Annotated in this window: 13 protein-coding genes and 1 pseudogene; 7 read left to right on the top strand and 7 right to left on the bottom strand. The window is 73.5% G+C overall.

Annotation, left to right across the window (positions count from 1 at the left end):
• Positions 1 to 176: 176 nt before the first annotated feature.
• The 6 genes and pseudogenes from LFA75_RS09100 to LFA75_RS24075 all read left to right on the top strand — a co-directional run bounded on the left by LFA75_RS09100 (position 177) and on the right by LFA75_RS24075 (position 5186).
• A complete protein-coding gene (locus LFA75_RS09100; RefSeq protein WP_225236034.1) occupies positions 177 to 1208 on the top strand; it encodes an MFS transporter in 1032 nt (343 codons plus the stop codon).
• Between the two features lie 239 nt (positions 1209 to 1447).
• A complete protein-coding gene (locus tag LFA75_RS09095) occupies positions 1448 to 2005 on the top strand; it encodes a cysteine dioxygenase (RefSeq protein WP_225233321.1) in 558 nt (185 codons plus the stop codon).
• On the top strand, positions 2002 to 2493 hold the full coding sequence (locus LFA75_RS09090; RefSeq protein ID WP_225233320.1) for a rhodanese-like domain-containing protein: 492 nt from the start codon (positions 2002 to 2004) through the stop codon (positions 2491 to 2493). The genes LFA75_RS09095 and LFA75_RS09090 overlap by 4 nt, the downstream gene beginning before the upstream one ends.
• A gap of 116 nt (positions 2494 to 2609) precedes the next feature.
• Complete coding sequence (locus LFA75_RS09085; RefSeq protein ID WP_225233319.1) at positions 2610 to 3440, top strand: EAL domain-containing protein; 831 nt, start codon at positions 2610 to 2612, stop codon at positions 3438 to 3440.
• A gap of 22 nt (positions 3441 to 3462) precedes the next feature.
• Positions 3463 to 4134: an acVLRF1 family peptidyl-tRNA hydrolase gene (locus LFA75_RS09080; protein WP_225233318.1), complete on the top strand. Its 672-nt coding sequence runs from the start codon at positions 3463 to 3465 to the stop codon at positions 4132 to 4134.
• A gap of 28 nt (positions 4135 to 4162) precedes the next feature.
• Positions 4163 to 5186: pseudogene (locus LFA75_RS24075) on the top strand (IS5 family transposase).
• Positions 5187 to 5337: 151 nt separating this feature from the next.
• Here the strand turns inward: LFA75_RS24075 and LFA75_RS09065 are convergent.
• From LFA75_RS09065 to LFA75_RS09045, 5 genes are all read right to left on the bottom strand, one after another.
• Entirely contained in the window at positions 5338 to 6480 is a 1143-nt protein-coding gene (locus tag LFA75_RS09065) for a thiolase family protein (RefSeq protein ID WP_225233315.1), read from the bottom strand.
• A gap of 50 nt (positions 6481 to 6530) precedes the next feature.
• A complete protein-coding gene (locus LFA75_RS09060) occupies positions 6531 to 7307 on the bottom strand; it encodes a helical backbone metal receptor (protein WP_225233314.1) in 777 nt (258 codons plus the stop codon).
• Positions 7304 to 7792: a MarR family winged helix-turn-helix transcriptional regulator gene (locus LFA75_RS09055; protein WP_225233313.1), complete on the bottom strand. Its 489-nt coding sequence runs from the start codon at positions 7790 to 7792 to the stop codon at positions 7304 to 7306. Before LFA75_RS09055 ends, LFA75_RS09060 begins: the two co-directional genes overlap by 4 nt.
• The gene (icmF, locus tag LFA75_RS09050; RefSeq protein WP_225233312.1) at positions 7785 to 10985 is read right to left on the bottom strand and encodes a fused isobutyryl-CoA mutase/GTPase IcmF; all 3201 of its coding nucleotides are present in this window, start codon (positions 10983 to 10985) and stop codon (positions 7785 to 7787) included. The genes LFA75_RS09055 and icmF overlap by 8 nt, the downstream gene beginning before the upstream one ends.
• A 77-nt stretch (positions 10986 to 11062) precedes the next feature.
• Entirely contained in the window at positions 11063 to 11569 is a 507-nt protein-coding gene (locus tag LFA75_RS09045) for an FBP domain-containing protein (protein ID WP_225233311.1), read from the bottom strand.
• Between the two features lie 292 nt (positions 11570 to 11861).
• On the opposite strand from LFA75_RS09045, the gene LFA75_RS09040 reads away from it, so the two are divergent.
• On the top strand, positions 11862 to 12713 hold the full coding sequence (locus LFA75_RS09040; protein WP_263639368.1) for a 3-hydroxybutyryl-CoA dehydrogenase: 852 nt from the start codon (positions 11862 to 11864) through the stop codon (positions 12711 to 12713).
• Here LFA75_RS09040 and LFA75_RS09035 read toward each other — a convergent pair.
• Both LFA75_RS09035 and ddaH read right to left on the bottom strand, forming a co-directional pair.
• Positions 12701 to 13729 carry an ornithine cyclodeaminase gene (locus tag LFA75_RS09035; RefSeq protein WP_225233309.1) on the bottom strand — a complete coding sequence of 343 codons (1029 nt, stop codon included), beginning with the start codon at positions 13727 to 13729 and terminating at the stop codon, positions 12701 to 12703. The genes LFA75_RS09040 and LFA75_RS09035 overlap by 13 nt on opposite strands.
• Positions 13726 to 14589 (bottom strand): dimethylargininase, encoded by an 864-nt coding sequence (gene ddaH / locus LFA75_RS09030; protein WP_225233308.1) that lies wholly within the window; start codon positions 14587 to 14589, stop codon positions 13726 to 13728. Before ddaH ends, LFA75_RS09035 begins: the two co-directional genes overlap by 4 nt.
• Positions 14590 to 14635 lie beyond the last annotated feature (46 nt).

The raw sequence follows: 14635 nt of genomic DNA, 5'->3' as shown, positions 1-14635 counted from the left end.
CGAGTGAAGTGGTATCAGGCGTCTGCTGGAGGGTTTGATTGCTAGATGGAGTGGGTTGTATGGGGCCGATGGACTGTAGTAGAGGTTGTTGTTTTTTTTTAAGTGACCCGCCCCCACAAGAGTTCTAGCGTCGGATGTGTATAAGAACCATCGGATGTGTATAAGAGCCAGCCGCGATCAGCGGTCCGGTCCTCGGCCGGCTGGCCGACACCCTGGGCCAGCGCCGGGTGCTGCTGCCCCTGCTGGTCGTCTTCGTCCTCGCCGGGTTCGGGTTCCTGTTCTCCGTCCGGGAGGGCTGGCCGCTGTGGATCGTGTTCGCCACCGGCGCGCTGGCCGGGGCGTGCATCCCGCCGGTGGGCTCAATGATCCGGGTGCGCTGGACCCACCTGCTGCGCGGGACGCCCCGGCTGCCGACCGCCCTGGCGATGGAGTCGGTGGTCGACGAGTTCGTCTTCATCGTCGGCCCGGTGCTGGTCACCTTCCTGTCGACGACGGGCCACACCACCTCGGGCGTCGTCACCGCCTTCGGCCTGGCCGTGGTGGGCAGCCTGGCCTTCGCCGCGCAGGCCCGCACCGAACCGCCCGCGCACGGCCACGCCAGCCGGCAGGGGCCCTCGGCCATGCGGACGGCGGGGCTGCGGGTGCTGTTCGTCGTCGGGCTGGCCGTGGGCACCATCCTCGGCACCCTGGAGATCGCGCTGGTCGCCTTCGCCGACGAGGTCGGCGCCAAGTCGTACTCGGGCCTGCTGATCGCCGCGCTGGCCATCGGCTCGATGGTCTCGGGCATCGGGTGGGGCACCGTGCACTTCCGCGCCCCGGTCCGGCTGCGGCTGCTCGTCGTCCTGCCGGTGTTCGTGGTGCTCAGCCTGCCGTTGCTGCTGGTCGACGACCTGTGGGTGATGATCCCGTTCGTCGTCCTGGCTGGGGTGGCCGTCTCGCCGTCGCTGATCAGCGCGTTCACCCTCGCCGAGGTGCTGGTGCCGCGGGTGGCGGTCACCGAGGCGTTCACCTGGATCGGCACCGCGCTGGCCATCGGGGTCGCGCTGGGTGCGTCGGTGGCCGGCCAGGTGGTCGACGAGGCCGGTGCGAACCGGGCGTTCCTGGTGGCCACGGTCGCCGCGGCGATGGCTGGGGTGGTGGTCGCGGCGTTCCAGCGGCTGCTCGTCGTCCCCGCCGAGCACGCCGGCACGCCCGCCCTCGCCCGCTGACCCTGCGGGGCACGCGAAAAGTGCACCAGATCGGTGTGGTTGGTTGCCACGGACGGCGCCGTGTGGTTGCCTCCAGGGCGTGACGTACTCGCTCGAGCTGCACCGGAGGTCCGCCGTGGACCTGCTGCGTGTCGCCAGCGCGCTCTGTCCGGGCTGCTGACCCGCCTCAGGCCCCGACCACCGTCACCCCGCGCGCCGACCGTCGAGCTCGGCCGCGCCCTGCCATCCGAGGACATCTCGTGACCACCGTGCTGCCCCCTTCGCCTACCCCTGCCTCCACCACCGCCGCGGCCACCGCCCCGGCCGGTGCCGCCGCGCTCGCCGTCGCCCTCGCCGTCCGGACGGACCTCTGGGCCGACCGGGTCGAGTACCGCGAGGAGTCCCGCTGGACCTCGCTGCTGGACCCGGCCGACGTCGCCGCCGCCCTCGACCCGTCGCTGCACGCCGAGCTGCACAGCGCCCAGATCTGGCTGCTGTCCTGGCTGCCGGGCCAGGGCACCCCGCTGCACGACCACGGCAGCTCCGCCGGCGCCTTCGCGGTCGCCCGCGGCACGCTGACCGAGCGCGTGGTGTCCCGCGGCACGGGCCGCACCCCGCACCAGAGCACGGCCGACCTGGCCGCCGGCCGGGTCCGCTTCTTCGGCCCGCACTACGTGCACCAGGTGGTCAACACGCTGCACGAGCCGGCGGTGAGCGTGCACGTCTACGCACCCCGGCTGAGCCTGATGAACACCTACAAGGTCGACGAGACCGGCCTGGTCCGCATCGGCACCGAGCGCGCGGGGGTGGACTGGTGACCGCGGTCCTGCCCCGTCCCGCGGCCGACGCCGCTGCCGCCGCCGACCCGGTCGTCGCCCGCCGTCCGGCCCCGGTCCGCCCGGCCGGCGCGGTGTCGGTGGACGACCTGCTGGCCGCCGCGCGTTCCCGGATCGAGCGGGTGGACCCGCTGCAGGCCGCCGCCCGGATGGCCGCCGGCGGGCTGCTGGTCGACATCCGGCCCGCGGCGCAGCGGCACCGGGAGGGCTGGGTCGCCGGCGCCCTGGTCGTCGAGCGCAACGTGCTGGAGTGGCGGTTCGACCCGCACTCCGACGCCCGGCTGCCCGAGGCGACCGGCTACGACGTCGACGTCCTGGTGCTGTGCTCGGAGGGGTACACCTCCAGCCTGGCCGCGGACGCGCTGCGCTCCATCGGGCTGGCCACGGCCACCGACGTCGTCGGCGGGTTCCACGCCTGGGTGGCCGCGGGGCTGCCGCACGTGCGGGGGCACGGCGCCGCCACGGCGTGACAGGCCGTGCAGTACGCGCACCTGACGGAGGGGTGTGCGTACCGTGCGTCACCCCCTGCGGGGGAAACCTGGTTGCTGGGCTGCAGTTCCGGACGGATTCGTCCGACAATGCGTGGGTGACGACAACGGGGACGCCGCTCGCGCGCAGCCTGCGCGCCGTGCTGGACGGCGGATCCGGGCACGGCTCGCTGGAGGTGCACTACCAACCGGTGGTCGCCGTCGCCGACGGGGCGCCGCTGGGCGCCGAGGCGCTGGTCCGCTGGTGCCACCCCCGGTTCGGCCTGGTGCCCCCGGACTCGTTCGTCGGGGTCGCCGAGTCCGTGGGCCTCGGTGCCTGCCTGGACACCCACGTGCTGCTCACCGCGCTCCGCCAGCTGGCCGCCTGGGACGCCACCGGGCTCCGGGTGCACCGGGTGGGGGTCAACCTGGGCCGGTCCAGCCTGCACGCGCCGGGGCTGGTCGGCACCGTCGAGCAGGCCTGCGCGCTGTCGGGCACCGCGGCCGACCGGCTGATGCTCGAGGTGGTCGAGCACGACGAGCTGGACCTCACCGCGCCACGGCTGGCCGCCGTGCAGGCCCTCGCCGACGCCGACGTGACCTTGGCCCTCGACGACTTCGGCGCCGGGCACGCCGGGGTCGGGCTGCTGGGCCGGCTGCCCTTCGGGGTGCTCAAGCTCGACCGGTCCCTGCTGCCCGGTCGGCACCGGACGGTGGCCACCACGGCGCCCGACGCCCGGGCCCTGCTGTGCGGCGTGGTCGGGCTGGCCGCCGCGGTCGGGGCCGAGGTGACCGCCGAGGGCATCGAGACCCCGGCGCAGCGCGAGCTGGTCGCCGAGATCGGCGTCCCGCACGCGCAGGGCTGGCTCTACGCGCCGGCGATGCCGGCCGACGCGTTCGAGGCCTGGTGGCGGGCCCGGGTCGACGCGGTGGCCGCCACGACCGCCTGACCCACCTGGCAGGGTGGGCCCGGTGACCCGATCCCGACCTGCCGCCGGGGGTGGCCGGCTCGTGCTGGTGCCGCCGGAGCGGCTGGAGCGGTGGCTGGACAACGCGGCCGGCCGGCACGGTGCGTTCGCCGACGTGGTCGCCGATGCCGACGGCGTGACGGTGACCTGCGTGGACGACGCCGTCCTCCGGCTGGACCCGCCGCTGGGCTGGGACGGCCCCGGCCCGACGCCGCTGGCCCGGCTCGGCGCCGCCGCGCGGTCGCGGCACCGGGTGGCCGTGCTGCTGGTCCGCCGCGGCCGGTGGGCGGTGGGTGTCTTCGAGGGCGGCGACCTGGTGGTCTCCAAGGTCGACGCCCGGCTCGTGCAGGGCCGGACGGCGGCCGGCGGGTGGTCCCAGCAGCGCTTCGCCCGCCGGCGCGGCAACCAGACCGACGCGGTCGTCGACCACGCGGTGGAGACCGCCGTCCGGGTGCTCGGGCCGCACGTCGCGACCTGCGTCGGGCTGGCCACCGGGGGCGACCGCGGTCTCGTGGACGAGGTGCTGGCCGACCGGCGGCTGACCGGCCTGGCCGCGCTGCGCCGGCTGGAGCCGGTGGAGGTGGGCGAGCCGACCAAGGCCGTGCTGCTGTCCACCCCGGGGTCGTTCCGGGCCGTGCGGGTCCACGTGGTGGACCCGCACGGCCCTGGGGACTAGGGCGTGTCTTCAAAGGTCTTGATGAGGGATGGACGAGGCTGGTGTGGTGTCGAGGAAACAGCTGCTGAGCGATGAGCAGTGGGCGTTGGTGGAGCCGTTGTTGCCCCCGCAGCGTTCGGGTCGGGGTCGGCCGATGCGGGATCATCGGCAGGTCGTGGAGGGCGTGATCTACCGCTACCGGTGCGGGATTGCTTGGCGTGATCTGCCCGAGGAGTTCGGTCCGTGGCAGACGGTGTGGAAGCGGCACCGCCGGTTCTCCGGTGATGGCACGTGGGATCGGGTGCATCAGGCGTTGGTCGCGAAGGCCGATGCCGTCGGTGCGGTCGACTGGGTGGTCAGCGTGGATTCCACGATCAACCGGGCCCATCAGCACGCCACCAACTTGCCCCGCGGGGAGCGCCCCAATTCCGCTGCTGGGCCTGCTGCGGAGGTCGCCGCGGGGTCTATTGGGAGCGCGGGGGGCTCAGCCGAATGACAAGAATCAGCTGCTCGCCGGCGGCCTGCGCGCGGTAGACGCCCAGTTCCAGGGCTTGTACGACGAGCCGGCTGATCACGCGATCGGTCGCTCCCGCGGCGGGTTGTCCTCCAAGATCCACGCGCTGGTCGACCATGACGGCCGCCCGCTGGTCGTCCTCGTCGGCGCCGGGCAGGCCAACGACTCCCCGGTCTTCCCCCAGCTGATGGCCCGGCTGAAGGTGGCCCGCCCGGGACGCGGGCGGCCCCGCACCCGCCCGACGGCGGTGCTGGCCGACAAGGCCTACTCCGCCCGGGCGCACCGCCATGCGCTGCGTGCCCGCGGCATCCAGACCGTCATCCCCGAGCCCAGCGACCAGATCCGCAACCGCAAACGCCGAGGCTCAGCCGGTGGGCGACCACCGGCCTTCGACCCGGTGCTCTACCGCGATCGCAACGTCGTCGAGCGCAACTTCAACACCGTCAAGCAGTGGCGCGCCCTGGCCACCCGCTACGACAAGCTCGCCATCGTTTACCGCGGCGGCGCCGTCCTACGAGCCATCACCATCTGGACCAGAGTCTTTGGAGACACGCCCTAGTTGNAGCGCAACTTCAACACCGTCAAGCAGTGGCGCGCCCTGGCCACCCGCTACGACAAGCTCGCCATCGTTTACCGCGGCGGCGCCGTCCTACGAGCCATCACCATCTGGACCAGAGTCTTTGGAGACACGCCCTAGGTCCCGCCGAGGGTCAGAGCAGCTCGAGGATGGTGGCGTTGGCCTGGCCGCCGCCCTCGCACATCGTCTGCAGGCCGTAGCGGATCCCGTTGTCGCGCATGTGGTGGACCATCGTGGTCATGATCCGGGCGCCCGAGGCGCCGAGCGGGTGACCCAGGGCGATCGCGCCGCCGACCGGGTTGAGCACCTTCTCGTCGGCTCCGATGTCGGCCAGCCAGGCCAGCGGCACCGAGGCGAAGGCCTCGTTGACCTCGAAGACGCCGATCTCGTCCAGGCGCAGGCCCGAGCGCTGCAGCACCTTCTTGGTCGCCGGGATCGGCGCGGTGAGCATGATGACCGGGTCGTCGGCGGCCAGCGCCACGCTGTGCACCCGCACGATCGGGGTCATGCCCAGCTCGGCGGCCTTCTCGCTGGTCATCATGAGCAGCGCGGCCGAGCCGTCGGAGATCTGGCTGGCGTTGCCGGCGGAGACCACGCCGTCGGCCTGGAACGGGGTCTTCAGCCCGGCCAGCGCCTCGACGCTGCCGCCGCGGCGGATGCCCTCGTCCCGGGAGACCTTGCCCTCGGGGGCGTCCCCCGGCGCGATCTGGGCGTCGAAGCGGCCCTCGTCCTGCGCGGTTGCGGCCCGCTCGTGGGAGCGGAGGGCGAACTCGTCGAGCTGGGTGCGGGACAGCCCCCAGCGGGAGGCGATCATCTCCGCGCCGATGCCCTGGTTGGGGCTGACGCCGCCGTAGCGGGCCATGAACTGCGGGCCCATCGGGTCCTGGTCGCCGCGCGAGGAGCCCATCGGCACCCGGGACATCGACTCGATGCCGCCGGCCACGACGACGTCGTAGTGGCCGGCGACCAGCCCGGCGGCGGCGAAGTGCACGGCCTGCTGGGAGGACCCGCACTGCCGGTCGACCGTGGTGCCGGGCACCGACTCCGGCCAGCCCGCGGCGAGCACGGCGGTGCGGGCGATGTCGAAGGTCTGCTCGCCCGACTGCGAGACGCAGCCCCAGACGACGTCGTCGACCAGCACGGGGTCGAGGCCGGAACGCGCGGCGAGGGAGGCCAGCACGTGGGCCGACAGGTCGGCCGGGTGGACGCCGGACAGGCCGCCGTTGCGCTTGCCCACGGGCGTGCGCACGGCTTCGACGATGACTGCGTCGCGCATCGGGCGACTCCTCTCACGGGGCACCGGCTCCGCTGCCGGCGCTCGAACGGTCAGAGCTGACTGTAGCCCGGTCGGCCGGTCCGTGGGGAGGTCCACGGGGCGACGGCGGCGAGCAGCTCCGTGCGGGCGGTGGCCAGGGACGGTCCGTACCAGGTGAGCTGACGCCCGCTGACCAGCGCGGTCGGGGTGCCGGGGAAGGCCTCGGGCCCGTCGCCGGCGGTGAAGACGTAGGGCTCGTCGGGCAGCAGGACGAGGTCGGCGTCGACGTCGGCCGGCTCGAGCTTCGGGTAGCGCTCGGCGGTGACCGCGTTGGTGCACCCCAGCCGGGCCAGCAGGTCACCGGTGAAGGTGCGCGCACCGACCCACATCCACGGGTCCCGCCAGACCGGGACGGCGACCCGGGGTCCCGGGGGCGCCGGCTCGGCCCAGGCCTGCGTGGCGGCGGCCAGCCAGTCCGGCGTCCCGACGTCGAGCACCTCGTCGAACAGCCGGCCCATCGAGGTGAGTGCCTGCTCCAGGGTCTCGATCCGGGTCACCCACACCGGGATGCCGGCCGCCCGCAACCGCTCCACGTCGAGCTGCCGGTTCTCCTCCTGGTTGGCCACCACCAGGTCCGGGGTCAGGGCCGCGATCGCCGCCCGGTCGGGGTTCTTGGTGCCGCGTACCCGGGCGATGTCGAGCCCGGCGGGGTGGGTGCACCAGTCGGTGGCCCCGACCAGCCGCTCGGGCACGGTGACTGCCAGCGCCTCGGTCAGCGACGGCACCAGCGAGACGACCCGCCGCGGCGGCCGGGGGAGCGGCACCGGGGTGCCGAGGTCGTCGATCACCCCAGGTCGCCGGCGTCGGCGCGGAGCTCGCGGAGGACGTCGACCAGGTCGCGCACCCGGTCCGCGGGCAGGCCGGGGCGGGTGAACACCTCGCTGTTGAGGGAGTCGGTGGCCTTGGCCGCCACCCGCCGTCCCTCGTCGGTGATCGAGACGACCACCACCCGACCGTCGGACGGCGAGGGACGCCGGGTGACCAGCTCGGCCACCTCCAGCCGCTGCACCGCGTTGGTGACCGACGCCGGGTGCACCTGCAGCAGCGCACCGGCCCTGGTCATCGGCAGCGACCCCTCACGGGTGAACGACAGCAGCTGCAGCAGCTCGTAGCGGGCGAAGGTCAGCCCGAGCGGGCGCAGGACGGCGTCCACCCGGGCCAGGACGATCGCCTGCGCCCGCATGATCGAGGTGACCGCGAGCATCCCGTCCGCGGCGTCGCCCCACCCCCGCTCCCGCCACTGCCGGCCCGCCTCCTCGATCGGATCAGACATTGCGCCGGTACTGGCCGCCGACCTCGAAGAACGCGTCGCTGATCTGGCCGAGCGAGCAGCTGCGGACCGCGGTCATCAGCGCCTCGAAGACGTTGCCGCCGTGCAGGGCGGCCTCCTGCAGCGCGGCGAGGGCGGCCGGGGCCTCGGCGGCGTGCCGGGCGTGGAAGTCGGCCAGGCGGTCCAGCTGGGACTGCTTCTCCGACTCCGTGCCGCGGGCGAGCTCGACGGTGGCCGGCGCCTCCTCCCCGGCGTGCGGGTCCAGGAAGGTGTTCACCCCGACGATGGGCAGCGAGCCGTCGTGCTTGCGGTGCTCGTAGAGCATCGACTCGTCCTGGATCTTGCCGCGCTGGTAGCCGGTCTCCATGGCGCCCAGCACGCCGCCGCGCTCGGCGATCCGGTCGAACTCGGCCAGCACGGCCTCCTCGACCAGGTCGGTGAGCTCGTCGACGACGAACGAGCCCTGCAGCGGGTTCTCGTTCATCGCCAGGCCCCACTCCTGGTCGATGATCATCTGGATGGCCAGCGCCCGGCGGACCGAGTGCGCCGAGGGCGTGGTGACGGCCTCGTCGTAGGCGTTGGTGTGCAGCGAGTTGGCGTTGTCGTAGATCGCGCACAGCGCCTGCAGCGACGTCCGGATGTCGTTGAAGTCCATCTCCTGCGCGTGCAGGGACCGGCCCGACGTCTGAACGTGGTACTTCAGCTGCTGGGCCCGGGCGTTCGCGCCGTACCGCTCCTTCATCGCGACGGCCCAGATCCGGCGGGCCACCCGGCCGATGACGGTGTACTCGGCGTCCATCCCGTTGGAGAAGAAGAAGCTCAGGTTGGGCGCGAAGTCGTCGATCGACATGCCGCGGGCCAGGTAGGCCTCGACGTAGGTGAACCCGTTGGACAGCGTGAACGCGAGCTGGCTGATGGGGTTCGCCCCGGCCTCGGCGATGTGGTAGCCGGAGATCGAGACCGAGTAGAAGTTCCGCACCTGGTGGTCGATGAACCACTCCTGGATGTCGGCCATGCAGCGCAGCGCGAACTCCGTGGAGAAGATGCAGGTGTTCTGGCCCTGGTCCTCCTTGAGGATGTCGGCCTGCACCGTGCCGCGGACGTTGGCCAGCACCCAGGCGCGCACGTCGTCGGGGTCCTCGTCGGGGTGCTCGGCCAGCCGCTGGTCGATCGCGGTGTTGAGGAACATCGCCAGGATCGCCGGCGCCGGGCCGTTGATCGTCATCGACACCGACGTGGTCGGCGAGCAGAGGTCGAAGCCGCCGTACAGGACCTTCATGTCGTCGACGGTGGCGATCGAGACACCGGAGGTGCCGACCTTGCCGTAGACGTCCGGGCGCGGGTCGGGGTCGCGGCCGTAGAGGGTCACCGAGTCGAACGCGGTCGACAGCCGGGTCGCCGGCTGTCCCTCGCTCAGCAGCTGGAAGCGCCGGTTGGTCCGGAACGCGTCGCCCTCGCCGGCGAACATGCGGGCCGGGGCCTCGCCCTGCCGCTTGAACGGGAAGGTGCCCGCGGTGTACGGGAAGCGGCCGGGCACGTTCTCCGAGCGCAGCCAGCCGACGAGCTGGCCGTGGTCCTCGGTGCGCGGCAGCGAGACCCGGCGCACGTGGTTGCCCGACAGCGTCTCCCGGGTCAGCGGGACGGCGATCTCCTTGCCGCGGACGGTGTAGGTGTACTCCTCGCCGGAGTAGTCCTCGACCAGCTGCGGCCACTCCTCGAGCAGGTGACCGACCGCCGGCAGCAGGTCGATCGACTCTGCCTTCGCCCGGGCGGCGTCCGCGGCGTCGCCGTCCAGCAGCGCGGCGGCGGTGCCGAGGTGCTGCCGGTCCCGGGCGAGGGCGGCCTGCTCGGCCGTCGTCCGGTGGTAGCCGCGCACGGTGTCCGCGACGTCGGCCAGGTACCGCGCCCGCGCGGTCGGGACGACGCTGGTCAGCCCGGACGACGCCCGGACGTCGACCTGCGGCAGCACGCCGGAGCCCAGCGGCAGGCCCTTGCCGCCCAGCAGCGTCTTCAGCTCCTGGAACAGCGCGGTGACGCCGTCGTCGTTGAACCGGGCGGCGCTGGTGCCGAAGACCGGCATGGTCTCCCAGCTCTGGCCGAAGGCCTCCCGGTTGCGGACCATCTGCCGGGCGACGTCGCGGCGGGCGTCCTCGGCGCCGCGGCGCTCGAACTTGTTGATCGCCACGACGTCGGCGAAGTCGAGCATGTCGATCTTCTCCAGCTGCGAGGCGGCGCCGAACTCCGGCGTCATCACGTACAGGCTGACGTCGCTGTAGGGCAGGATCGCCGCGTCGCCCTGGCCGATGCCCGGGGTCTCCACGACGACCAGGTCGTAGCCGGCCGCCTTCACCGCGTCGATCACGTGGTCCAGGTGCTCGGGCACCTGTGCCCCGGCGGTCCGGGTGGCCAGCGAGCGGAAGAACGTCGAGCCCCGGTCGCCGGTCTCCAGCGCGTTCATCCGGATCCGGTCACCCAGCAGCGCGCCGCCGCCGCGCCGGCGGGAGGGGTCGACGGCGAGGACGGCGATCCGCAGCTTGTCCTCCTGGTCCAGCCGGAGCCGGCGGAGCAGCTCGTCGGTGAGCGAGGACTTGCCCGACCCGCCGGTGCCGGTGATGCCCAGCACCGGGACGTGCCGCTGCGCGGCCTCGGTGGCCAGCCGCTGCGCGAGCTCCGGGGAGCGGCCGGCCTCCAGCACGGTGATCGCCCGGGCGAGGGCAGCCGGGTCGCCGGTGAGCAGCGCCTCGACGTCGGGGCCCTCGGCGGCCAGGTCGACGTCGCAGGCCTCGATCAGGGTGTTGATCATCCCGGGCAGGCCCAGCTTCTGGCCGTCCTCCGGGGCGAAGATCCGCACGCCGCGCGAGCGCAGCAGGGCGATCTCCTCGGGCACGATCACGCCGCCGCCCCCGCCGAAGACCTGCACGTGGCCCGCGCCCTGCCGCTCCAGCTCCTCGCGCAGGTAGCTGAAGTACTCCACGTGCCCGCCCTGGTAGGAGCTCAGCGCGATGCCCTGCGCGTCCTCCTCCAGCGCCGCCCGGACGACGGTGGCCACGCTGCGGTCGTGGCCGAGGTGGACGACCTCGGCGCCCTGGCTCTGCAGCAGCCGGCGCATGACGTTGATCGCGGCGTCGTGCCCGTCGAACAGGCTCGCGGCGGTGACGAACCGGACGGGGTTCTGGGGCACGTGCAGATCGGTCACGAGGGGGTCCTCCGGCGCTGGATACGTGGACGTCCAAGCAACCTACGCGCCGGATGCTTGGACGTCCACGCAACGCCTCAGGCGGTGGCGGCCACCAGGCGGACGAACGCCGCCGACCGCTCCCGCAGCCCGGCGACCCGCTCGGCCACGCCGATCAGGTCGGCGGCCACCGTCGCCGGGTCGGGGTCGCGGCGCGGGGGTGTCCACCGGACGTGCGCGGAGCAGTCGAACTGCTCGCAGACCAGCGTGCCGACGGTGTTGCCGGCCTTGCCCGACGCCCCGCCCCGGCGGGCCGCGACGAGCACGGCCTCGGTGGTGCGGACGTCCTGGCACCAGGTGCACATCGCGCCGCGGCGGGTCCGGCCGCGCTCGGCGGTCGGGGTGCGGAACCGGACGCCGGTGGGGACGCCGTCCAGCTCGAGGACGACGTAGGCGAGCAGGGGGGCCTTGCGGTCCGACCAGCCCAGCAGGTCCAGGTCGGCCCACGGGACGGCGTCCAGGTCGGGCAGCGTGGCCGTGGCCGCCTCGCGGCGGGAGGCGTTGACGAAGGACGCGCGGATCTGCTTCTCGGTGAGGGGGTGCACAGCTGACTCCGGTGCGGGAGGAGGGGGGGGTGGTCGCTGAGCCCGCCCCGGGCACGCTGCCGCACCGGCTCCCGCGGGAGTCGTCGGTGGTGCGGTCAGCGGCGCCGGACGCGGGTCCGGCTCGAGGTCGTGCAGGCCATCGCGGCCACCTCGCTCCCCGCGGGACCCGCCCGCACGCACGTCGCCGTCCACCGTGGACGGCCGTTCAGCACCCTACGACGCCACCAGGTCCGGTGCACGCAGGTTCGCGGGGCGTGGCACCGTGGGCGGCACACGTCGAGCAGGAGGCACAGTGCAGCGGATCGCGGTCATCGGTGGCGGGACGATGGGGGCCGGCATCGCCGAGGTCAGCGCCCGGGCGGGGTGCGACGTCGTCGTGGTCGAGGCCGACCCGGCCGGCGTCGAGCGCTTCCGCGCCCGGCTGGAGAAGTCGCTGCAGCGCGCCGCGACCTCGGGCCGGCTCAGCCAGGAGGACGCGGACGCCGCGTTCGCCCGGGTCGACGTCGCCACCGAGCTGGAGGCCACCGCGCAGTCCGAGCTGGTCATCGAGGCCGCGCCGGAGGTCGAGTCGCTGAAGCTGGACCTGTTCCGGAAGCTGGACGACATCCTGCCGCCGGACGCGCTGCTGGCCTCGAACACGTCCTCCATCCCGCTGGTGAAGATGGCCAGCGTCACCAAGCGGCCGGACAAGGTCGTCGGCGTGCACTTCTTCAACCCGGCACCGGTGCTGCCGCTGGTGGAGATCGTGGCCAGCCTGCTGACCAGCGACGAGACCCTGGCGACCGTGACCACGTTCGCCGAGGACCAGCTGGGCAAGACCACGATCCGGTCCAAGGACCGGGCCGGGTTCATCGTCAACGCCCTGCTGATCCCCTACGTGCTGTCCGCGATCCGGATGATGGAGTCCGGGTTCGCCTCCGCCGAGGACATCGACGCCGGCATGGTGCAGGGCTGCGCCCACCCGCAGGGGCCCCTCGCGCTCGCCGACCTCATCGGCCTGGACACCACCGCCGCGGTGGCCCAGTCGATGTACGCCGAGTTCAAGGAGCCTCTGTACGCCCCGCCGCCGCTGCTGCTGCGGATGGTCGACGCCGGACTGCTGGGTCGCAAGACCGGCCGCGGGTTCTTCCCCTACACGCGCTGAGGGGTCCGCTGCAGCAGGGCGAAGAGGTCCTTGGGGTCGGCCGGGTCGGCGACCAGGTCGAGCTCCTGGCCCCACGGGGTGCCCCGGACGGCGTCGCGCAGCCAGCACAGCACGCTGAAGTCCTCGACGGCGAAGCCGACGGAGTCGAACAGCGTGACCTGCTCGGCCGACGTCCGGCCGGGGCGGGTACCGGCCAGCACCTGCCACAGCTCGGTGACCGGGGAGTCGGCCGGCAGCACCTGGATCTCGCCCTCCACCCGGGTCTGCGGCGGGTACTCCACGAACACGGTGGCGGCCTCGACGAGGGGGCGGGGCAGCTCGGTCTTGCCGGGGCAGTCGCCGCCGATGGCGTTGAGGTGCGTGCCGGGGGCGACCGCGTCGGCGTCCAGCACGGTGGCCCGGCTCTTGTCCGCGGTGCAGGTGGTGACGACGTCCGCGCCGGTCACCGCCTCGCGGGAGCTGCCGGCCACGTGCACGGTGAAGCCCAGCGGCTCCAGGTTGGCGACCAGCTTGGCGGTGGCCGCCGGGTCGGGGTCGTAGACGCTCAGCTCGGTGATGCCCAGTGCCCAGCGCATGCCCAGCGCCTGGAACTCGGCCTGGCTGCCGGCACCGACCAGCGCGAGGCGGGTGGCATCGGGTCGGGCCAGCGCGCGGGCGGCGACGGCCGAGGTGGCCGCCGTCCGGATCGCGGTCAGCAGCGTCATCTCGGCCAGCAGCAGCGGGTAGCCGGTGTCCACGTCGGCCAGCGCGCCGAACGCGGTCACGGTCTGGAAGCCGCGCTCGGGGTTGGTCGGGTGCCCGTTGACGTACTTGAAGGCGTAGGTCTCCCGGTCGGCGGCCGGCATCAGCTCGATGACGCCGACGGGGGAGTGGCTGGCCACCCGCGGGGTCTTGTCGAACTGCTCCCAGCGCAGGAAGTCGGCGTGCACCCGCTCGGCGACCTGGCCGATGGCCCGCTCCACCCCGGTCGCACCCAGCACGGCGGCCGTGTCGGCCACCCCCACGAACGTCGTCACGACAGCTCCTCCACATCGGTGCGGACACGCATCTCGGCGGTGCAGCACTTGACGCCGCCCCCGCCCTTGGCCAGCTCGGACAGGTCCACCCCGACCGGCTCGTAGCCCCGCGCGGCGAGCTGGGCGGCCAGCCCGGTCGCCGCCACGGGCAGCACGACGTGCCGGCCGTCGCTGACCCCGTTGAGGCCGAGCACCAGCGCGTCGGCCAGGTCGGCCTCCACGGCGTCGGGGAACAGCGTGCGGACGACGTCCTGGCCGGCCGCCGAGAAAGCGCCGGGGAACCAGGCCACCGTGGTGTCGTCCAGGGCCATCAGGCAGGTGTCCAGGTGGTAGAACCGCGGGTCCACCAGCTCCAGGGTCACGACCGGGCGGCCGATCAGGGCGGCCAGCTCGGCGTGCGCGGCGCGCGTCGTCCGGAAGCCGGTGCCGGCCAGCACGACGTCCCCGACGACGACGAGGTCGCCCTCGCCCTCGGAGACCTGCTCGGCGACGTGCACCGGGATGCCCAGCTCGGCGAGCAGGTCGCGGTGGTGCGCGGCCTCGGCGGCGCGCTGCGGGTGGGCGAACCGGGAGCCGTAGGCCACGCCGTCCACGACGAGGGCGCCGTTGGCGGCGAACACCATGTCCGGCAGGCCGGGGACGGCGGGCAGCACGTCCACCCGGTGGCCCAGCGAGCGGTACAGCTCCACCAGGTCGGCCCACTGCTGCAGCGCGCGGTCGGTGTCCACCGGGGTGCTCGGGTCCATCCAGGCGTTGATCGCGTAGACGACGTCGAAGTACGTCGGCGGGCAGACGACGTAGTGCCGCGTGCGCGCCGTGCGGACGGCGGACGGGGCGGGCAGGGCGGTGGGCGCGGACACGCAGGTGCTCCTCGGCTCGGGTGATGTCCATGGTCCGGCCTGCGGT

It is taken from the genome of Klenkia terrae (assembly GCF_900491935.1).
GTDB lineage: Bacteria > Actinomycetota > Actinomycetes > Mycobacteriales > Geodermatophilaceae > Klenkia > Klenkia terrae.
The sequence above is the reverse complement of the archived record's forward strand: the minus strand, read 5'-3'. Positions and strand labels throughout refer to the sequence as shown.

What these genes read in the sequence shown, in the direction of transcription:
- LFA75_RS09065 (WP_225233315.1), bottom strand. Translation starts at nt 6,480, where the DNA reads ATGCGCGACGCAGTCATCGTCGAAGCCGTGCGCACGCCCGTGGGCAAG.
- LFA75_RS09055 (WP_225233313.1), bottom strand. Translation starts at nt 7,792, where the DNA reads ATGTCTGATCCGATCGAGGAGGCGGGCCGGCAGTGGCGGGAGCGGGGG.